Origin of the sequence: Vasconcelosia minhoensis LEGE 07310 (genome assembly GCF_015207255.1) — a bacterium.
Classification (GTDB): Bacteria; Cyanobacteriota; Cyanobacteriia; order Phormidesmidales; family Phormidesmidaceae; genus Vasconcelosia; species Vasconcelosia minhoensis.
The window spans coordinates 1-14,951 of sequence record NZ_JADEXG010000031.1; the positions used below are offsets into that span (position 1 = coordinate 1).

The 14,951-nt window shown below is 57.7% G+C and carries 12 protein-coding genes and 1 pseudogene; 6 read left to right on the forward strand and 7 right to left on the reverse strand.

The features are described 5' to 3' along the window. Positions 1 to 127 (reverse strand): annotated as a pseudogene (locus IQ241_RS13715) (photosystem II D2 protein (photosystem q(a) protein)); the annotation flags it as partial. Positions 128 to 572: 445 nt separating this feature from the next. On the opposite strand from IQ241_RS13715, the gene IQ241_RS13720 reads away from it, so the two are divergent. The 3 genes from IQ241_RS13720 to IQ241_RS13730 all read left to right on the forward strand — a co-directional run bounded on the left by IQ241_RS13720 (position 573) and on the right by IQ241_RS13730 (position 3,183). Further along, entirely contained in the window at positions 573 to 1,136 is a 564-nt protein-coding gene (locus tag IQ241_RS13720; RefSeq protein WP_193908081.1) for a photosystem I assembly protein Ycf4, read from the forward strand. A 99-nt stretch (positions 1,137 to 1,235) separates the two neighbouring features. Then, positions 1,236 to 2,015, forward strand: a complete 780-nt coding sequence (locus tag IQ241_RS13725; protein WP_193908083.1) for a peptidylprolyl isomerase — start codon at positions 1,236 to 1,238, stop codon at positions 2,013 to 2,015. Between the two features lie 10 nt (positions 2,016 to 2,025). After that, positions 2,026 to 3,183, forward strand: coding sequence for a beta-ketoacyl-ACP synthase (locus IQ241_RS13730; RefSeq protein ID WP_193908085.1), 1,158 nt, complete (start codon positions 2,026 to 2,028; stop codon positions 3,181 to 3,183). Here the strand turns inward: IQ241_RS13730 and IQ241_RS13735 are convergent. The 6 genes from IQ241_RS13735 to IQ241_RS13760 all read right to left on the reverse strand — a co-directional run bounded on the left by IQ241_RS13735 (position 3,180) and on the right by IQ241_RS13760 (position 11,118). After that, on the reverse strand, positions 3,180 to 6,431 hold the full coding sequence (locus IQ241_RS13735) for a valine--tRNA ligase (RefSeq protein ID WP_193908093.1): 3,252 nt from the start codon (positions 6,429 to 6,431) through the stop codon (positions 3,180 to 3,182). The two genes, IQ241_RS13730 and IQ241_RS13735, sit on opposite strands and share 4 nt — an antisense overlap. Before the next feature lie 152 nt (positions 6,432 to 6,583). Further along, positions 6,584 to 6,937 carry a hypothetical protein gene (locus IQ241_RS13740; protein ID WP_193908095.1) on the reverse strand — a complete coding sequence of 118 codons (354 nt, stop codon included), beginning with the start codon at positions 6,935 to 6,937 and terminating at the stop codon, positions 6,584 to 6,586. 158 nt (positions 6,938 to 7,095) lie between these two features. Further along, the gene (locus IQ241_RS13745) at positions 7,096 to 8,013 is read right to left on the reverse strand and encodes an ABC transporter permease (RefSeq protein WP_193908097.1); all 918 of its coding nucleotides are present in this window, start codon (positions 8,011 to 8,013) and stop codon (positions 7,096 to 7,098) included. Positions 8,014 to 8,067: 54 nt separating this feature from the next. Beyond that, positions 8,068 to 9,093, reverse strand: a complete 1,026-nt coding sequence (locus IQ241_RS13750; protein WP_193908105.1) for an ABC transporter ATP-binding protein — start codon at positions 9,091 to 9,093, stop codon at positions 8,068 to 8,070. A gap of 69 nt (positions 9,094 to 9,162) precedes the next feature. Next, complete coding sequence (locus IQ241_RS13755; protein WP_193908107.1) at positions 9,163 to 10,149, reverse strand: heme o synthase; 987 nt, start codon at positions 10,147 to 10,149, stop codon at positions 9,163 to 9,165. Between the two features lie 3 nt (positions 10,150 to 10,152). Further along, positions 10,153 to 11,118, reverse strand: coding sequence for a COX15/CtaA family protein (locus IQ241_RS13760; RefSeq protein ID WP_193908109.1), 966 nt, complete (start codon positions 11,116 to 11,118; stop codon positions 10,153 to 10,155). Positions 11,119 to 11,526: 408 nt separating this feature from the next. Here IQ241_RS13760 and IQ241_RS13765 point away from each other — a divergent pair, with 408 nt between their 5' ends. The 3 genes from IQ241_RS13765 (at position 11,527) to IQ241_RS13775 (ending at position 14,944) form a co-directional block, all read left to right on the forward strand. Further along, positions 11,527 to 12,513, forward strand: coding sequence for a cytochrome c oxidase subunit II (locus tag IQ241_RS13765; RefSeq protein ID WP_193908111.1), 987 nt, complete (start codon positions 11,527 to 11,529; stop codon positions 12,511 to 12,513). Positions 12,514 to 12,576: 63 nt separating this feature from the next. Beyond that, positions 12,577 to 14,256 (forward strand): cytochrome c oxidase subunit I, encoded by a 1,680-nt coding sequence (gene ctaD / locus IQ241_RS13770; protein WP_193908113.1) that lies wholly within the window; start codon positions 12,577 to 12,579, stop codon positions 14,254 to 14,256. 64 nt (positions 14,257 to 14,320) lie between these two features. After that, positions 14,321 to 14,944 (forward strand): cytochrome c oxidase subunit 3, encoded by a 624-nt coding sequence (locus tag IQ241_RS13775; protein ID WP_193908115.1) that lies wholly within the window; start codon positions 14,321 to 14,323, stop codon positions 14,942 to 14,944. The last annotated feature ends 7 nt before the right edge of the window (positions 14,945 to 14,951 follow it).

Genomic DNA, 14,951 nt, shown 5'->3' on the forward strand with positions numbered 1-14,951 from the left:
GATAGGCGCAGGGAAACAACAGCAAACCAGACCAGCCTACGAAGACAAATCGGTCGCGCTTTAGCCAGTCGTCCAGGATGTCGAACCATCCCCGACTCGCTCGCGCTCTTCCCATTGCTATGGTCATTTCAAATCCTCTTTATATAGCATCAGGTCCTTCAGAATTTAGGGTCAGGTAGGATGGCCAGCCCTAAACAATTTTGGGCAAATCAGCCGCTGCGGGTCAGCTGCCGATCTGCGCTCGGGTCGCTGAAATCGCCACCCTAAAGGATTTTCTGTTAATTCCATAATAAGGAAGTATTCATTATTTTACAATCCGACATGTAATCTCTCAGATTGACTTGACCCTGGATTCCAAAGTCTAGCCATACGCCTGGATGCCTTTATTAGAGCAGGTTTAGGCTACTTTTATGGGAACCATAGGATTGAAAAACAGGATAGAACTTTATAAGTTTTATTAATGACCGCTGGTAGACGATTTTTGTCTGACCGATGAATATTCTCTTGAGTTGATTTGGGCTAGGCTAAAGTGTCTGCCCTTATCGCAGGTCTATACGGGCCTATAGAACGTCATGACCGTATCTAAAACCGCTTCTGAGACCCTGCTGCGCCGTCAGATTTTAGGGGCTCGCCGGCTCAGCAATTTTTGGTGGGCGAGCGTAACCGCCCTAGGTGGCCTGGGCTTTTTGCTAGCTGGGATTTCCAGCTACACGAAGGTGAACCTGCTGCCGTTTTCAGAGCCGACCCAGCTGGTGTTTATTCCCCAGGGTATCGCCATGGGGTTCTACGGCATTGTGGCCCTACTGCTCTCGGTCTATCTGTGGCTGGTGATCGCCTGGAACGTGGGTGGCGGCTACAACGAGTTTGACAAGCAGGCTGGGGAGGCGCGGATTTTTCGCTGGGGCTTCCCGGGTAAAAATCGTCAGATCGACCTGAAGTATCCCTTAGAAGATGTGCAGGCGGTGCGGGTCGATATCAAGGAAGGGCTCAACCCGAAGCGGGCGCTCTACCTCAAGGTCAAAGGTAAAGGAGAGTTTCCGCTCACCCGTGTGGGGCAGCCGCTAGGCCTAGCTGAACTTGAGAACCGAGGGGCAGAACTGGCGCGGTTTTTACAGATTCCGCTAGAGGGGCTATAGCGGCATAGTAAATTGACGACAGATTTGGTTTTTGGACAGCTATGGCAGAATAGAGCCCGCCAAGCCAGTTGAAAATTTTAGATTTTAGGACATTTGAAAATGCGTTTTGACTTTCAGAAGCAATGGCCTGCTTTGCTCGTCGCGATCGCGCTTACCCTGGGCAGCTGCACCGGCACAAATCCTTCCGCTGCCGATAGCCCGGATGCGACGACTGCACCTCCGACACCGGTGGCAACAACGCCCACCGATCCGGCGATTCTCGCCGACCTACCCCGGCTAGAGGGCCAGGCGACGGTGGAACTAATGGTCAACGGCAGCCCAATCACGATTGAGGTGAATGGCGGAGACGCACCGATTACGGCGGGTAACTTCGTCGATCTGGTCGAGCGCGGCGTCTATGACGGCACCCGCTTTCACCGCGTAGTTCGGGAGCCTGAGCCCTTTGTGGTACAGGGGGGCGACCCGCAGAGCGCCGACGCTAGCGTGCCGGTCAGCCAGCTCGGCACCGGCGGCTTTACCGACCCTGAAACCGGACAGCCGCGAATGATTCCCCTAGAAATTTTGCCGGAGGGGGCCGACCAGCCAACTTACAGCAAGACATTCCAGCAGGCGGGTATCACTGAGTCCCCAGCGCTGACGCATGAGCGCGGCGCAGTCGCCATGGCCCGCTCAGAGTTCCCCGATTCGGCCTCGTCACAGTTCTACATCACACTGACTGACGTTCCTTTTCTGGACGGCAGCTATGCGGTCTTTGGCCAGGTCACCGACGGCATGGATGTGGTCGATGGGATTGAGCAGGGGGATGCGATTGAGTCGGCGACCGTAGTCGAAGGGTTAGAAAATCTCCAAAGACCTGAGGCAGGAGCAGCCTCCGAGTAGGGGCTGAGTCGTGAGCAAGTCTGACAGCCCCACACCAGTCGTCGTTACCGGAGTGGGGCTGATCTCTGCCCTGGGAGATGGACCAACTTCCTGGCGGCGGCTGATTCAGGGAGAAAGCGCGATCGCGCTGCGGCAGCCTTTTCCCGCTCTGCAACCCTGTCCCCTAGCGATGTCAGGCAAAGTACCGTCGCGCTTAGATGATCTGGTCAAGTCTGCCCTCTATGAAGCTTTAACCGACTCTGGACTGAAGCCGCCGCTGAATGACTGCGCCGTTGTTCTAGGCTCTAGCCGCAGCTATCTGGCCGAATGGGAAGCGCTGGCTCAGAAGGCTCGTCAAGCACAGACTCTAGACGGTTGGCTCGCCGCGCTACCCCATCAGGCGGCGCTTCAGGCTGCTCGCACCGTCCAAACCAGCGGTCCCGTACTCGCTCCGATGGCGGCCTGTGCCACCGGGCTATGGGCGATTACTCAGGCCGCCGAGCTGATTCGCACTGGGCAATGTCAGCGCGCGATCGCGGGCGCAGCAGAAGCGCCAATTACCCCGCTGACGCTGGCGGGCTTTAGCAAAATGGGTGCGCTTTCCCAGACCGGCTGCTGTCCTTTCGATCGGGCTCGAAACGGACTGGTTTTAGGAGAAGGGGCGGCGATTTTAGTCCTAGAATCCGCCGAGCTAGCGGCCCAGCGGCAGGCGCCAATCTATGGCGAAATTTTGGCGGCAGGGTTGACCAACGACGCCTATCATGTCAGCTCAACCGATCCAGGTTACGGGGGCGCGATCGCGGCCATCGGCCAGAGCCTGAAGCGCAGTCACCTACAGCCAGCGCAAATCGACGCCGTCCATACCCACGGCACCGGCACCCGGCTGAACGACCAGATGGAAGCCGACCTAATCGCTCAAATCTTTGGCTCTAAGCTGCCGGTAATGGCGACTAAAGGCGCGACTGGCCATAGTCTAGGGGCCTCGGGAGCGCTGGCAGTTGCCCTCAGCCTGCTCAGCCTACGCCATCAGCAGCTACTCCCCTGTGTGGGCTTACGCAAGGCTGAATTTGAGCTGAGCTTTGTCCACCAGGCCAGACCGGCGGCGCTAGGGCATGTGCTCTGTCTCAGCTTTGGCTTTGGCGGCCAGAATGCCGCGATCGCGTTAAGCCGATTCCAAAGCCGAACCTAAAGCATCGCCAGCCGTGTCCGCAGCAGCTCAGCCTGCTTTTCGGCCTCAGCCAGAGACTCCCGAGCTGACTGCACGACCTCAGCCGGGGCCTGATTGACGAAGCCCGAATTTTTCAGCCGTCCGCGTAGCGACTTAATCTCGCCCTCTGCCTTGCCCAAGTCTTTCTCAATCTTAGCCCTAAGGGCTGCTACATCTACCACACCGCTGAGCGGAATTAGCACTTGAACGGTACCCGTTACCCCGGCAAACATTTGGGTCGGCTCGGGTTCAGACTCGGGTTCGGGCTCGGCAGCGCCAGGTGTCTCAGGCGTCTCCGCAATTCCAGGTTCTGGTGCAGTGGCCGCAGCGGGTTCGGCGGGCGGTAGCTTAGCCATTGGCTCAGCTGGAGGCAGTCTGCGGAGGCGCTTTTTGCCGGTAATTTCGGTCCAGAAATTCTGGAGATTGGTCGCAATCTCTCGTCGATTTTGAGCATTCAAGTAGCGAATGCCAAACCAGAGCCCGTAGCCCAGACCGATTAGCTGGAACAGACCTGCTAGGCCAGGAATCGAGTCAACCGTTCGGAGAATGGCCGCTACCACGTTGATTGTCACCACGACGCCGAGCAAAATCAGTAGCAGCGTGGCCGGCCCGCGAAAGCCAGACAGGCGGCGGAAATAAGCCTGCGGCCTGGCGAGCAGGTCTTGGGCGAATTCCGAAAACTGCGCAAGCTCAAAATCAGGCATGGCAAAGCCTTCTGAGCTGGGCGCCGGGGTAGGATCAGGTCCTGTCGCTGTCGCCGAACCGGCTGGGCCGGTAGTAGTCAGCGTCTCGACCTTGGCCAAATCCTGAATGTAGTCACGGGTTGCTGCGAGAATGTCAGCTTCCTGGGGGCTATCCGTATTCAACTGAGCTTCGATCTGGGCAGAAGGCTTGATCCCAGCCTCCGCCCGCAGATTCCGGATGGTTCGAACCACGTCAATTAGCAGGTTAAACTGCCGCTCCAAGGTCGGATCGATCAGGTCAGTTCGCACGCTGGGATAGGCTTGCTGAGCAAGGCTGTCCTCATAGCTAGTCTGAGTCAGGGTGTGCCAAAGCTCCTCGGTAATGTGAGGAACAAAAGGATGCAGCAGCTTGAGACTGCCTTCCAGCACAAAGGCCAGAGTCTGCTGAGCAATGGTTTTGGCCCCGCCGTCGCCATACAATCGCGGCTTTGCCAGCTCGATATACCAGTCGCAGAAGTCACCCCAGATAAACTCATAGAGTTCCTTGGCCGCCTCGCCCATGCCGTACTTGTCAAGCTGCTGCCGCACCGTTTCTACCGTCCGATAGTATCGCGAGAGAATCCAGCGGTCGGCCAGCGGCAGGTCGGTCACAGACTTACCGACGGTCGGATCGCCCAGCTCTGCTGGCGTCTGCCCCTCCAGATTCATCATCACGAAGCGGGAGGCGTTCCACAGCTTGTTGGTAAAATTGCGAGACGCTTCTACCGCCGCCGATTCATCTGTCTTCCGATTGTAGTCAAGCCGAATATCCTGGCCTGCACCGGCGACTTCGCGGACGAGGGTATAGCGCAGGGCATCGGTGCCGTATTTATCAACCAAAACCAATGGATCGATGCCATTACCCTTAGACTTAGACATTTTTTGGTTGTTCTCATCCCGCACCAGGCCGTGAATGTAGACCGTTTCAAACGGCATCTGGTCGGTGAAATGGCCCGCCATCATAGTCATCCGAGCCACCCAGAAAAAGATGATGTCGAAGCCTGTTACCAGCGTGGAGGTGGGGTAGTAGGTCTGAAAATCCGGCGCCGACTCGTCGGGCCAGCCCAGGGTAGACATTGGCCATAGGCCCGAAGAAAACCAGGTATCGAGGACATCGGGGTCCTGCTCTAGCCGCACGCCTTCGCCAAACTGCTCCACTGCCTTAGCCCTGGCCTCAGCCGCCGTCATCGCCACGAAATAAGGCGTGCTGTCGGTAATGTTGCCCTCGGTTTCGCTCACCACATACCAGGCGGGAATCTGATGGCCCCACCAGAGCTGACGCGAGATACACCAGTCCCTTAGGTTGACCAGCCAGTCGCGGTACACCTTAGTCCAGCGGTCAGGTACAAACTGAGGAGACTGCTGATGATCCAGAAAATCTAGCGCCTTGTCGGCCATCGGTCGAATTTTGACAAACCACTGGGTAGAGAGCAGCGGCTCAACCGGGACTTTGCCGCGATCGCTATAGGGTACCGAATGCCTGTACGCCTCAATCCGCACTAGGAAACCCGCCTCGTCCAGGGCCGCCACCACCGCCTGTCGCGCCTCGAACCGATCCATCCCAGCAAAGACGCCCGCATTCTGATTCAGCGAGCCGTCCTTGTTGAGAATATTGATCATCGGCAGCTCGTGCCGCTGCCCCATGGCAAAGTCGTTTGGGTCGTGGGCTGGGGTGACCTTGACGCAGCCCGTCCCAAATTCGGCATCGACAAACTCATCCGCGATAATCGGAATCTCCCGCTCCAGCAGCGGCAGCGTCACGGTCTTGCCCACCAGGTCGGCATAGCGCTGATCGTTGGGATTGACCGCCACCGCCGTATCGCCCAGCATCGTCTCGGGCCGGGTGGTTGCCACCTCTACGTAGCCCGACTCATCGCTGAGCGGATAGCGCAGATGCCAGAGATGCCCGTCCACCTCCTGATTTTCTACCTCCAGGTCAGACACGGCAGACTGGCTGGCCGGACACCAGTTGACCATGTAGTTGCCCCGGTAGATCAGCCCCTCTTCATAGAGCCGATTAAACGCCGTCAGTACCGCCTGGGAAAGCCCCTCATCCATCGTGAAGCGCTCGCGGCGCCAGTCCACCGAGACGCCGAGCTGGCGCAGCTGGCCGACAATCTTGCCGCCCGATTCAGCCTTCCATTCCCAGGCCCGCTCCAAAAATTTCTCACGACCCACCGTCTCGCGGCTTTTTCCCTGGTCCTTCAGCTCCTTTTCTAGAATCGTCTGAACGGCAATGCTGGCATGGTCGGTGCCCGGCAGCCACAGCGTATTCCGGCCCCTCATCCGCTGGTAGCGCACAATCGTATCGATTAGGGTGTGCTCAAAGGCATGGCCCATGTGCAGGCTACCGGTCACATTTGGTGGCGGAATCACCACGCAAAAGGGACTGCCGCCCCGGTCGGGGTCAGCTTTGAAAACCTGATGCTTTTCCCAGAACTGCTGCCATTTGGCCTCAGTATCGGACGGGTCGTACTGGCTTGACAGGGTCGGTGTGGTTGCGGTCATCGCGGGTTTGACGGGCTCAGAGGCTAAAGCTAAATGGTACCTGACGATTTTGCCATGGGGCAGAGCAGAAGCTGCAAAAAAGCAGAAAGGGCTCCGGTCGGAGCCCTTTCACAAAGCCTGAAGCTAAATTCTTAGGTCTTTTGCTTTCCGAACTAAAGATCTGAAGCGGCTCCTTCACCGACCGGCTGGGCTGGCTGAGCGGCAGGCTGCTGCTGGAGCAGTTCCTGACGGCGCTGGAGATAGGATTCCGCCGCTCGGTCAATCACTCTGTCCTGACGCCGTTGAAACTCAGCCCCAGTCATACCCCCGGCCCGGCTGGCCTGATGCACTAAATCCATAAAGTCCGTCGAGGAACCCGAAAAAATGCCCGTTCCGGTTTCGTCGGCCCTGAGATCTTCCAGAGGATTGATATTGTTGGGCTGGGGATTAATCTCCTGAGCTAAGGCTGGAGTCGCGATCGCGCCCAGCAGCCCTACTGCGACTAGCGAATAAGTCAGTTTAATCATGGCTTTCAGACTCCTCAGTTTTAACCCGGTTAACGAATGCCCAGATGACCTACGTTTAGATAGCCGCCCTAGTTGCTGCTAGTTTAGCAACTCTCTAGCCCCAACTGACCCCTAACTTTGTGCCAGTCTGTCGATCGAACGACTGATTAAGAGATAGCTTAGGCAATCCGGCGGCTAATCAAAGGCCGAATCAGCGCCAGCGCCCCCAGGCTGAAGGCGACCAAAATTCCCAGCGCTAGCCCCATGCTGACGCTGCCCCAGGGTGCCTGGAAGACAATGCTGCTGAACTGCCAGTCCGGGTGCAGGTACAGATAGCGGATAGGCTCAATTGCATAGCTCAGCGGATTTAGACTAGCAACGAACTGGAGCCAGCCCGGCATAAACGACAGCGGCACCAGCGCCGTGCTGGCAAACAGCAGCGGCAGGTTGGTGACAAAAATCACCGCAATCAGCTCGATGTGGCCCGGCAGCGCAAAGGCCAGCCCCAGGCTCAGGGCCGTCACTCCCAGCACCAGCGTCAGCACGATCGCGCCCATTAGCAGCAGGCTACCCACGTTGGGCAGGCCCGCCCCCAGCACCGCACTCAGCCCCACAATCGCCGCAGTCTGCACCAGGCTCATCGCCGCGATAAACAGGGCAGAAGCCACCACAATTGAAAATCGCGACGCCAGCGGTGCCACCAGCAGCCGGTTCAAAAAGCCAAACTCGCGGTCAAACATCACCGGCAGGCCGGCGTTCAGCGCCCCGGCAAAGGCCGTGAAGACAATGATTCCCGCGCCGAGGAACTGGCCGTAGTTCTGACTCTCACCGAACAGCCCCTGGGGCACGTTTTGAAATAGCGCACCGAAGAGAATCAGCCACATCAGCGGCTGGACAATCCCCGCAACCAGGGTGGAGGGTCGGCGCTGGAGCTGGATGAACAGGCGGCGGGTCAGGGCTAGCGTTTCCTGAATAAAGGCAGGAGAGAAAACGCCGGGGGGATGTGCGATCGCGCTTTCCTCCAGAGACGCCTTCCACTGCTGAAGCTGAGGATTTTCAATACTGTCGGCCCGGCGGGGCGTGAGGGTGCTACTCATGATGATTGGGGGGGTGGCTATTAGGGAATTGAATAACGGTTGATGCGGTAGGGGCTAGCGGCGCATGTTTTGCTGCTTTGCCTCTTTCTTCATATCGCGCTGGCCTACGGCAGCGAGCTCAGCATCCATCAGCGTTCGCCCGGTCGCGGCCAGGTAGACGTCGTCCAGACTAGGGCGAGATTGAGAAATGCCAAAAATCGGCATGTCAGCATCCTTGAGCTGCTGCTGCACCGTCATCAGCGCGTCGGCGTTGGGCTCAACCACTAGATTGATCGAGTTGCCCTGGTCGCTATTGACGATCGCATCCTGCACCATCGGCAGATCCTGGAGCAGCGCCCGGGCGCTCTCGGCTTCGTCGGCGTCGGTAAACTCCCGAATCCGCAGCGTAATTCGCTCGCCGCCGACCTGATCCTTGAGCTCGGCAGGCGAACCGGAGGAAATCACCTCACCTCGGTCGATAATCGCCACCCGGTCAGCCAGCGCGTCTACCTCTTCTAAATAGTGGCTGGTAATTAAAATTGTCGTTCCCGCCGCGTGGAGCTGGCGCAGAAACTGCCAGACCGCCGTTCGACTCTCGATGTCTAAACCTACGGTGGGCTCATCTAGAACCAGAACATCGGGCTGATGGAGCAGTCCTGCTGCCAGGTCTAAGCGTTTTTTAAGACCCCCAGAATAAATTCCGGTCTTTTTGTCGGCCCAGTCTTCCAGCTCTAGCAGCCGCAGCATTTGGGCAATTCGGTCGCGCGCGATCGCGCCCGGCAGGTGATAGATCGCCGCCTGGAGCTCCAGCAGCTCTCGCCCGGTCAGCACCTTGTCTAAGGCCACATCCTGAGCGATGTAGCCCAGCCGCTGCCGCACCTGGCGGGGATAGTCAATCACCGACAGACCGTTTACCTCGAGCCTACCAGCGTCGGGCAGGGTGAGCGTGCAGAGGCAGCGAATCGTCGTGGTCTTACCCGCCCCGTTGGGACCTAGCAGGCCGAAGATTTCGCCGGGCTTAATCTCCAAAGACACATCTTTGACGGCCTGAACCTCGCCGTAGCGCTTTTGGAGCCCTTCGATTAAAACTGCCGGTGCCATTGCGTCACCTCTGCTGGCCTAAGTTCCGAATAGACATCACATCTCAATCTTACTGAACGGAGACCGGTTCTAACCCAAGGGCAGCATCGAAACGGATGCGGTCAGGTTCTGAACCTGATCAGCAAGTACCTGAACCCCGCTGCGGGTCAGGGGCAGACTGTCGATCACCATGCCGGCTGAGAGCAGCATCATATAGAGAATGGAGTACTTAAAGGTGCTGCGGGCCAGGTCGCGATCGCTCGGCTGCTGTCTCAGCTGCCAGGCTTTTTGCAAGAATCGCAGACCCAGGGTCACTGCGATTAAACCGTACACCGCACCGCAAACGCCCAAAGGATAGATCAGCAGCAGCGTCATCGGCACCAGCAGCAGGGTATAGCGCCAGATTTGCTTCGCGGTTCCCTCATCGCCGACGATCACTGGCAGCATCGGCACCTTTACCTTGGCGTAGTCTTCCTGAATCAGCAGCGCCAGTGCCCAGAAGTGGGGCGGCGTCCAGACAAATACGATGGCAAAGATCAGCCAGGCAGCCCAGCTCAGCTCTCCCGTCACCGCCGCCCAGCCGACCAGCGGCGGGATCGCACCAGCCGCCCCACCGATCACAATATTTTGGGTTGAAGAGCGCTTCAGCCAGTGGGTGTAAACCCCGATATAGAGAGCGATCCCCAGCATTGCTAGACCCGCGCTGAGAAAATTGGCAAACCAGCCGAGCAGGGCAAAGGACAGCACCGCCAGCACCGCTGCAAACAGCAGGGCGTCCCGAGACCGCACCCGACCGGAAGGAATCGGTCGATGCCGGGTGCGCTCCATGTCATAGTCAATATCGCGATCGTAGACGCAGTTGATGGTCTGAGCTGAAGCCGCCGCCAGCGTGCCGCTGAGCAGCGTCACCCAGAGTAAGGCCGAGTCGAGCTGTCCCTGAGCCGCCACCCACATCGCCGCCGCCGTTTCAATCAGCAGCAGTGGAATAATTCGGGGCTTGGTCAGCTGCAGGTAGCTGCGGACGACCTGGCCAAAATTGTCGTGGCGGCTGGTCGTCCAGGCTGTAGATGGATGCATGCGTTAAGTATCCTGAGTGGAGAAATTCTGAGTCGATAATGCTTGTAAATACGAAGGCGCAACCCGATCCCGCAGGGCCAGGGCGGTAAAACAGACTAGCGTCCCCAGTAGCATAGCGCCGACCGCCTGATGGCAGACCGTCAGCGGCTCAACCTGGAGCTGTAGCCGTAGGGTAGCAATGCCCAGACCAATTTGGGCCAGCAGCAGCAGCCCGGCCAGGTTCGCCAGCGATCGCAGTCGTCCATCCAGAGCCGGGGTCCGCCAAACGCTAAAAACGAGCAGCAATATGGCTAGCGTCGGCGGCACAACACCGACAATATGGCTGTTCATCATATTGCACAGGTCGGCCAGGCCAAAGCACTGATGGGCCGCCCAGCGAGAGGCCACCAGCCCCCCCAGCAGGCTTTGCAGGTAGACCAGCAGCGCCGCCGTCAGCCCCAGCCAGGGCAGGTGGCCCGCCGTGCCGGTAGGCCGATAGGGCATCAGCCCGACGCCAATCGCGAGCAGTGTACAGAAAAACAAAAGTGCCGTACCCAAATGCGCGGTGACGATGTCAAACCGTAGCATTTCAATCACGGTAAGACCGCCCAGCAGCCCCTGCACGCCAATCAGCAGCAGCGTTGCCAGGGCCGCCCAGGGCAGCCAGCCGGGTAGCGATCGCCGATGCCAGAGACTCAGCCCCAACAGGCCGATCACCATCAGTCCAATCAGCGAGGCATCGAGCCGGTGAAACCACTCTAGAAAAACCTGAAAATTCATCTGCTGGCTGGGCACCAACTGGCCGTAGCAGAGCGGCCAGTCAGGGCAGGCAAGACCCGCATTCATCACGCGAGTGGCGCTGCCCACAGCCATCAGCGCCAGGGTCGCCGCCGCCATCTTCCAAACCCACCGCCGAATCAGGGTTTGGGCTGGAGTCGCTGGCTCGGGTAGCAGACAGGAAAACCGGGTCGGTAGCGTGGAATGGGTCATGGATGAGGCGTTGCTTTCTATGCAGGTCATTTCGAGCCGCTTCAACTACTGTAAACAATGTTGATTTTTTCGTAGCTAGGTCTTCAACTCGGCACTTACCTTTCAAACTAGCCCTTCAGGCTGGCTTCCTTACTTTAGAAAGCTTTACCCCGGGCTGCCCCAGACTTAGGCTTTTCTTATCAATTGTTCAGTTTTCTGAACTGCCAGGGATCACTACATCCATCGATGGCCAGCCGTTGCCCAATCCCATACGCCAATCCTGTAAAAAACTTTAAAGCGTCAAATATGCTGCTGAAACTACAGCCACATCTCCAGCAAGAGCGCTAACGTGTAACAGGTGAGGCCAGGAGATGGCTCCGCTTACCCTACTTAGTTCATACACCCCAACCCAAACCCAAAAGCTTTACCGTGAAAATTCCAAGTTCCATTGTCACTATGCTGCTCGGGATCGTGGTGACGCTGATCAGCCTTTGGTATGGCCAGAACCACGGCCTACTGCCGGTGGCGGCTTCCGCCGAAGCCATTCTGGTAGACGGGCTGTTTAACGTCATGATGACGATCAGCTGTGGTCTGTTTTTGCTCGTTGAAGGGGCGCTAATCTTTTCGATTATTCGCTTCCGACGGCGGGAGGGGGATGATGAAGATGGCGTTCATCTGGAAGGCAACATTCCGCTAGAGATTGTCTGGACGGCAATTCCTGCCGTGATTGTTTTCGGCATCTCGATTTACAGCTTTGACATCTACAGCGAAATGGGCGGATTGGATTTGATGAACCACAATTCGACCCCGACCGAGGCGGTCAAAATTGCCTACGCGCCTGATCTTGAGAATGGCGACATGCCGCTGCTGAGCGACGTTGGCTTAGGCGAGCCGCCTTCTAGCGCGGGGCAGCCTGCTCTTGAGGTCAATGTCTCCGGCCTCCAGTACGCCTTTATCTTCACCTACCCCGACTCGGGTATTGTTGATGGTGAACTGCACATTCCGTCCGGGCAGCTGGTGCGGCTTAACCTCCAGGCGCAGGACGTGCTGCACGCCTTCTGGCTGCCAGAGTTTCGAGTCAAGCAGGATATGATCCCCGGTCAGGAGACGCGGCTCGTCCTAGAAGCCACCCGCGAGGGCACCTATCCCGTTGTCTGTGCGGAACTTTGCGGTCCCTACCACGGCGGCATGCGGACCCAGCTGATTGTCCATTCGCCCGAAGAATACGATGATTGGGTTCAGAGTAAGGTGGCACAGGGAAACACCGCTGAGACGTTGGCAAATCTGCCAGGCAGCGATCGCACTGACGCCCAATACCTGGCCAACTTTGTCGAACCGCTCGACTTGGATATAGACGCCGATGCGCTGGCGCAGCTTCAGGCCATGCCCCACGCCCACATGGCCAGCCACTCCTAGTCTTGTATTGCTTCAATCTGCTCCCGTCATCTCTTTTCTAAACCGTATTACCCCTACTGCTCTATGACAACGTCAGAGGTTAAACCCGCAGCCGCGCCCGCGTCCGAGGCAATCCTGGGAAACGAGCGCAAATGGACCGACTATTTTACCTTCAGCACTGACCACAAGGTGATTGGTATCCAGTATCTGGTCACCGCCTTTGTGTTCTATATGATCGGCGGCGCGCTGGCGACTGCGATGCGGACGGAGCTCGCGACCCCAGCGCCCGACTTCGTGACGCCCGATGTCTATAACGGTCTGCTAACGCTGCACGGCACCGTCATGCTGTTTCTGTGGATTGTCCCAGCTGGGGCTGGGCTAGCCAACTACCTGATCCCGCTGATGATCGGAGCGCGGGATATGGCCTTTCCAAGGCTGAACGCGATCGCGTTCTGGCTGATCCCACCCTCCGGAATTCTGTTAATCAGCAGCTTTTTCTTCGAGCCGCCCACTGCGGGCTGGACTTCCTACCCGCCGCTCAGCCTCAACACCGGTATGCTGGGCGAAGGCATCTGGATTTTGAGCATTCTAATTGGTGGCACGGCTTCCATCTTGGGCGGTCTAAATTTTCTGGTGACCATCCTGAAGATGCGCGTCCCCAGTATGCCGCTGACCAAGATGCCCCTGTTTTGCTGGGCGATGATTGCCACCTCACTGCTGATTTTGATCAGCACACCGGTACTGGCTGGGGCGCTGATCCTGCTGGCCTTTGACCTGATTGCGGGAACGGCGTTTTTTAACCCCACGGGGGGCGGCAATCCGGTGGTTTACCAGCATATGTTCTGGTTTTACTCCCACCCGGCGGTATATATCTTCGTACTGCCGCTGTTTGGCGCCATTTCGGAAGTGATCCCGGTCCATGCCCGCAAGCCAATTTTTGGCTATCGCGCGATTGCCTATTCCAGCCTGGTGATTAGCTTCTTGGGCCTGATTGTGTGGGCTCACCACATGTTTACCAGCGGCACTCCCCCCTGGCTGCGGATGTTTTTCATGATCACCACCATGGTGATCGCCGTACCAACCGGGATTAAAGTGTTTGGCTGGCTAGCCACCCTCTGGGGCGGCAAGATTGCCTTTACCAGCGCCATGCTGTTTGCCCTGGGCTTCATCGCTACCTTCCTGATCGGCGGCATCAGCGGCGTCATGCTGGCGGCGGTGCCCTTCGATATCCACGTCCACGACACCTACTTTGTCGTCGCTCACTTCCACTACGTCCTGTTTGGCGGTTCGGTGTTCGGCGTCTATATGGCGGTCTACCACTGGTTCCCCAAAATGACTGGGCGGATGATGAACGAAACCTGGGGCCGGATACACTTTGCGCTTACCTTTATTGGTATGAACCTGACCTTTATGCCGATGCATGAGCTGGGTCTGATGGGAATGAACCGTCGGATTGCCCTATACGACCCGCAGTTCACCGACCTCAACGTGGTGGCGACGATTGGGTCTTACATCATGGCGGTTTCCACGATCCCATTCATCATCAATGCAATCTGGAGCTGGCGATATGGCCAGAAGGCACCGGCCAACCCCTGGCGCGCCCTCACCTTAGAGTGGCAAACGCTGTCGCCGCCGATTATCGAAAACTTTGAGGAATTGCCGGTGCTTCAGACCGGGCCTTACGACTACGGTCTGGGCTACATTCCTGAGAAAGATCCGGCTGAGCTTTACAGCCATGCTGGGGAGCCCGCTGCGGCGACCTAATTTCCTTTGGGGCTGATGCGTCCCGGTAGCCCCTTCTGCCTACTGCCGTCTATTTTCTTGAACTATGCAAGGTTCCACCGTCGATACTGCCGAAAACATGGTCAGCGCCGCCGAGCATAACGGTGCGGCTAGCCATCACGAGGAGCACCCCGACCATCGGATGTTTGGCCTGCTGGTGTTCCTAGCCGCTGAAAGCATGATCTTTCTGGGGCTGTTCATTGCCTATATGTCGTTTCGGCTGATCTCAACCGAGTGGCCGCCCGCAGGCACGCCCGAGCTGGAGCTGCTGCTGCCGGGGATTAACACGATTATTCTGATCTCCAGCAGCTTTGTCATCCACAAGGCCGATACCGACGTCAAGCAGGATAATGTCAAGGGGCTGCGGCTCTGGTTTGCGATTACCGCTGTGATGGGCGCTATTTTCCTGGCCGGGCAGATCTATGAATACACCCACCTGGAGTTTGGCCTGACTGAAAACATCTTTGCCAGCACCTTCTACGTGCTCACAGGCTTTCACGGGCTGCACGTATTCGTCGGACTGCTGCTAATGCTGGCGGTGCTGTGGCGGTCTCGCCAGGCCGGACACTACTCCCACGAAAATCACTTCGGCGTCGAGGCGGTAGAGCTCTACTGGCACTTTGTCGATGTGATTTGGATTGTGCTATTCGCCATCCTATATTTGTGGTAGGCCCGTT

Bases quoted from the DNA above. Each gene is read 5' to 3' on its own strand.
- IQ241_RS13720 (WP_193908081.1), top strand. From the start codon at position 573: ATGACCGTATCTAAAACCGCTTCTGAGACCCTGCTGCGCCGTCAGATT.
- IQ241_RS13725 (WP_193908083.1), top strand. From the start codon at position 1,236: ATGCGTTTTGACTTTCAGAAGCAATGGCCTGCTTTGCTCGTCGCGATC.
- IQ241_RS13735 (WP_193908093.1), bottom strand. From the start codon at position 6,431: ATGACCGCAACCACACCGACCCTGTCAAGCCAGTACGACCCGTCCGAT.
- IQ241_RS13740 (WP_193908095.1), bottom strand. From the start codon at position 6,937: ATGATTAAACTGACTTATTCGCTAGTCGCAGTAGGGCTGCTGGGCGCG.
- IQ241_RS13745 (WP_193908097.1), bottom strand. From the start codon at position 8,013: ATGAGTAGCACCCTCACGCCCCGCCGGGCCGACAGTATTGAAAATCCT.
- IQ241_RS13750 (WP_193908105.1), bottom strand. From the start codon at position 9,093: ATGGCACCGGCAGTTTTAATCGAAGGGCTCCAAAAGCGCTACGGCGAG.
- IQ241_RS13755 (WP_193908107.1), bottom strand. From the start codon at position 10,149: ATGCATCCATCTACAGCCTGGACGACCAGCCGCCACGACAATTTTGGC.
- IQ241_RS13760 (WP_193908109.1), bottom strand. From the start codon at position 11,118: ATGACCCATTCCACGCTACCGACCCGGTTTTCCTGTCTGCTACCCGAG.
- ctaD (WP_193908113.1), top strand. From the start codon at position 12,577: ATGACAACGTCAGAGGTTAAACCCGCAGCCGCGCCCGCGTCCGAGGCA.
- IQ241_RS13775 (WP_193908115.1), top strand. From the start codon at position 14,321: ATGCAAGGTTCCACCGTCGATACTGCCGAAAACATGGTCAGCGCCGCC.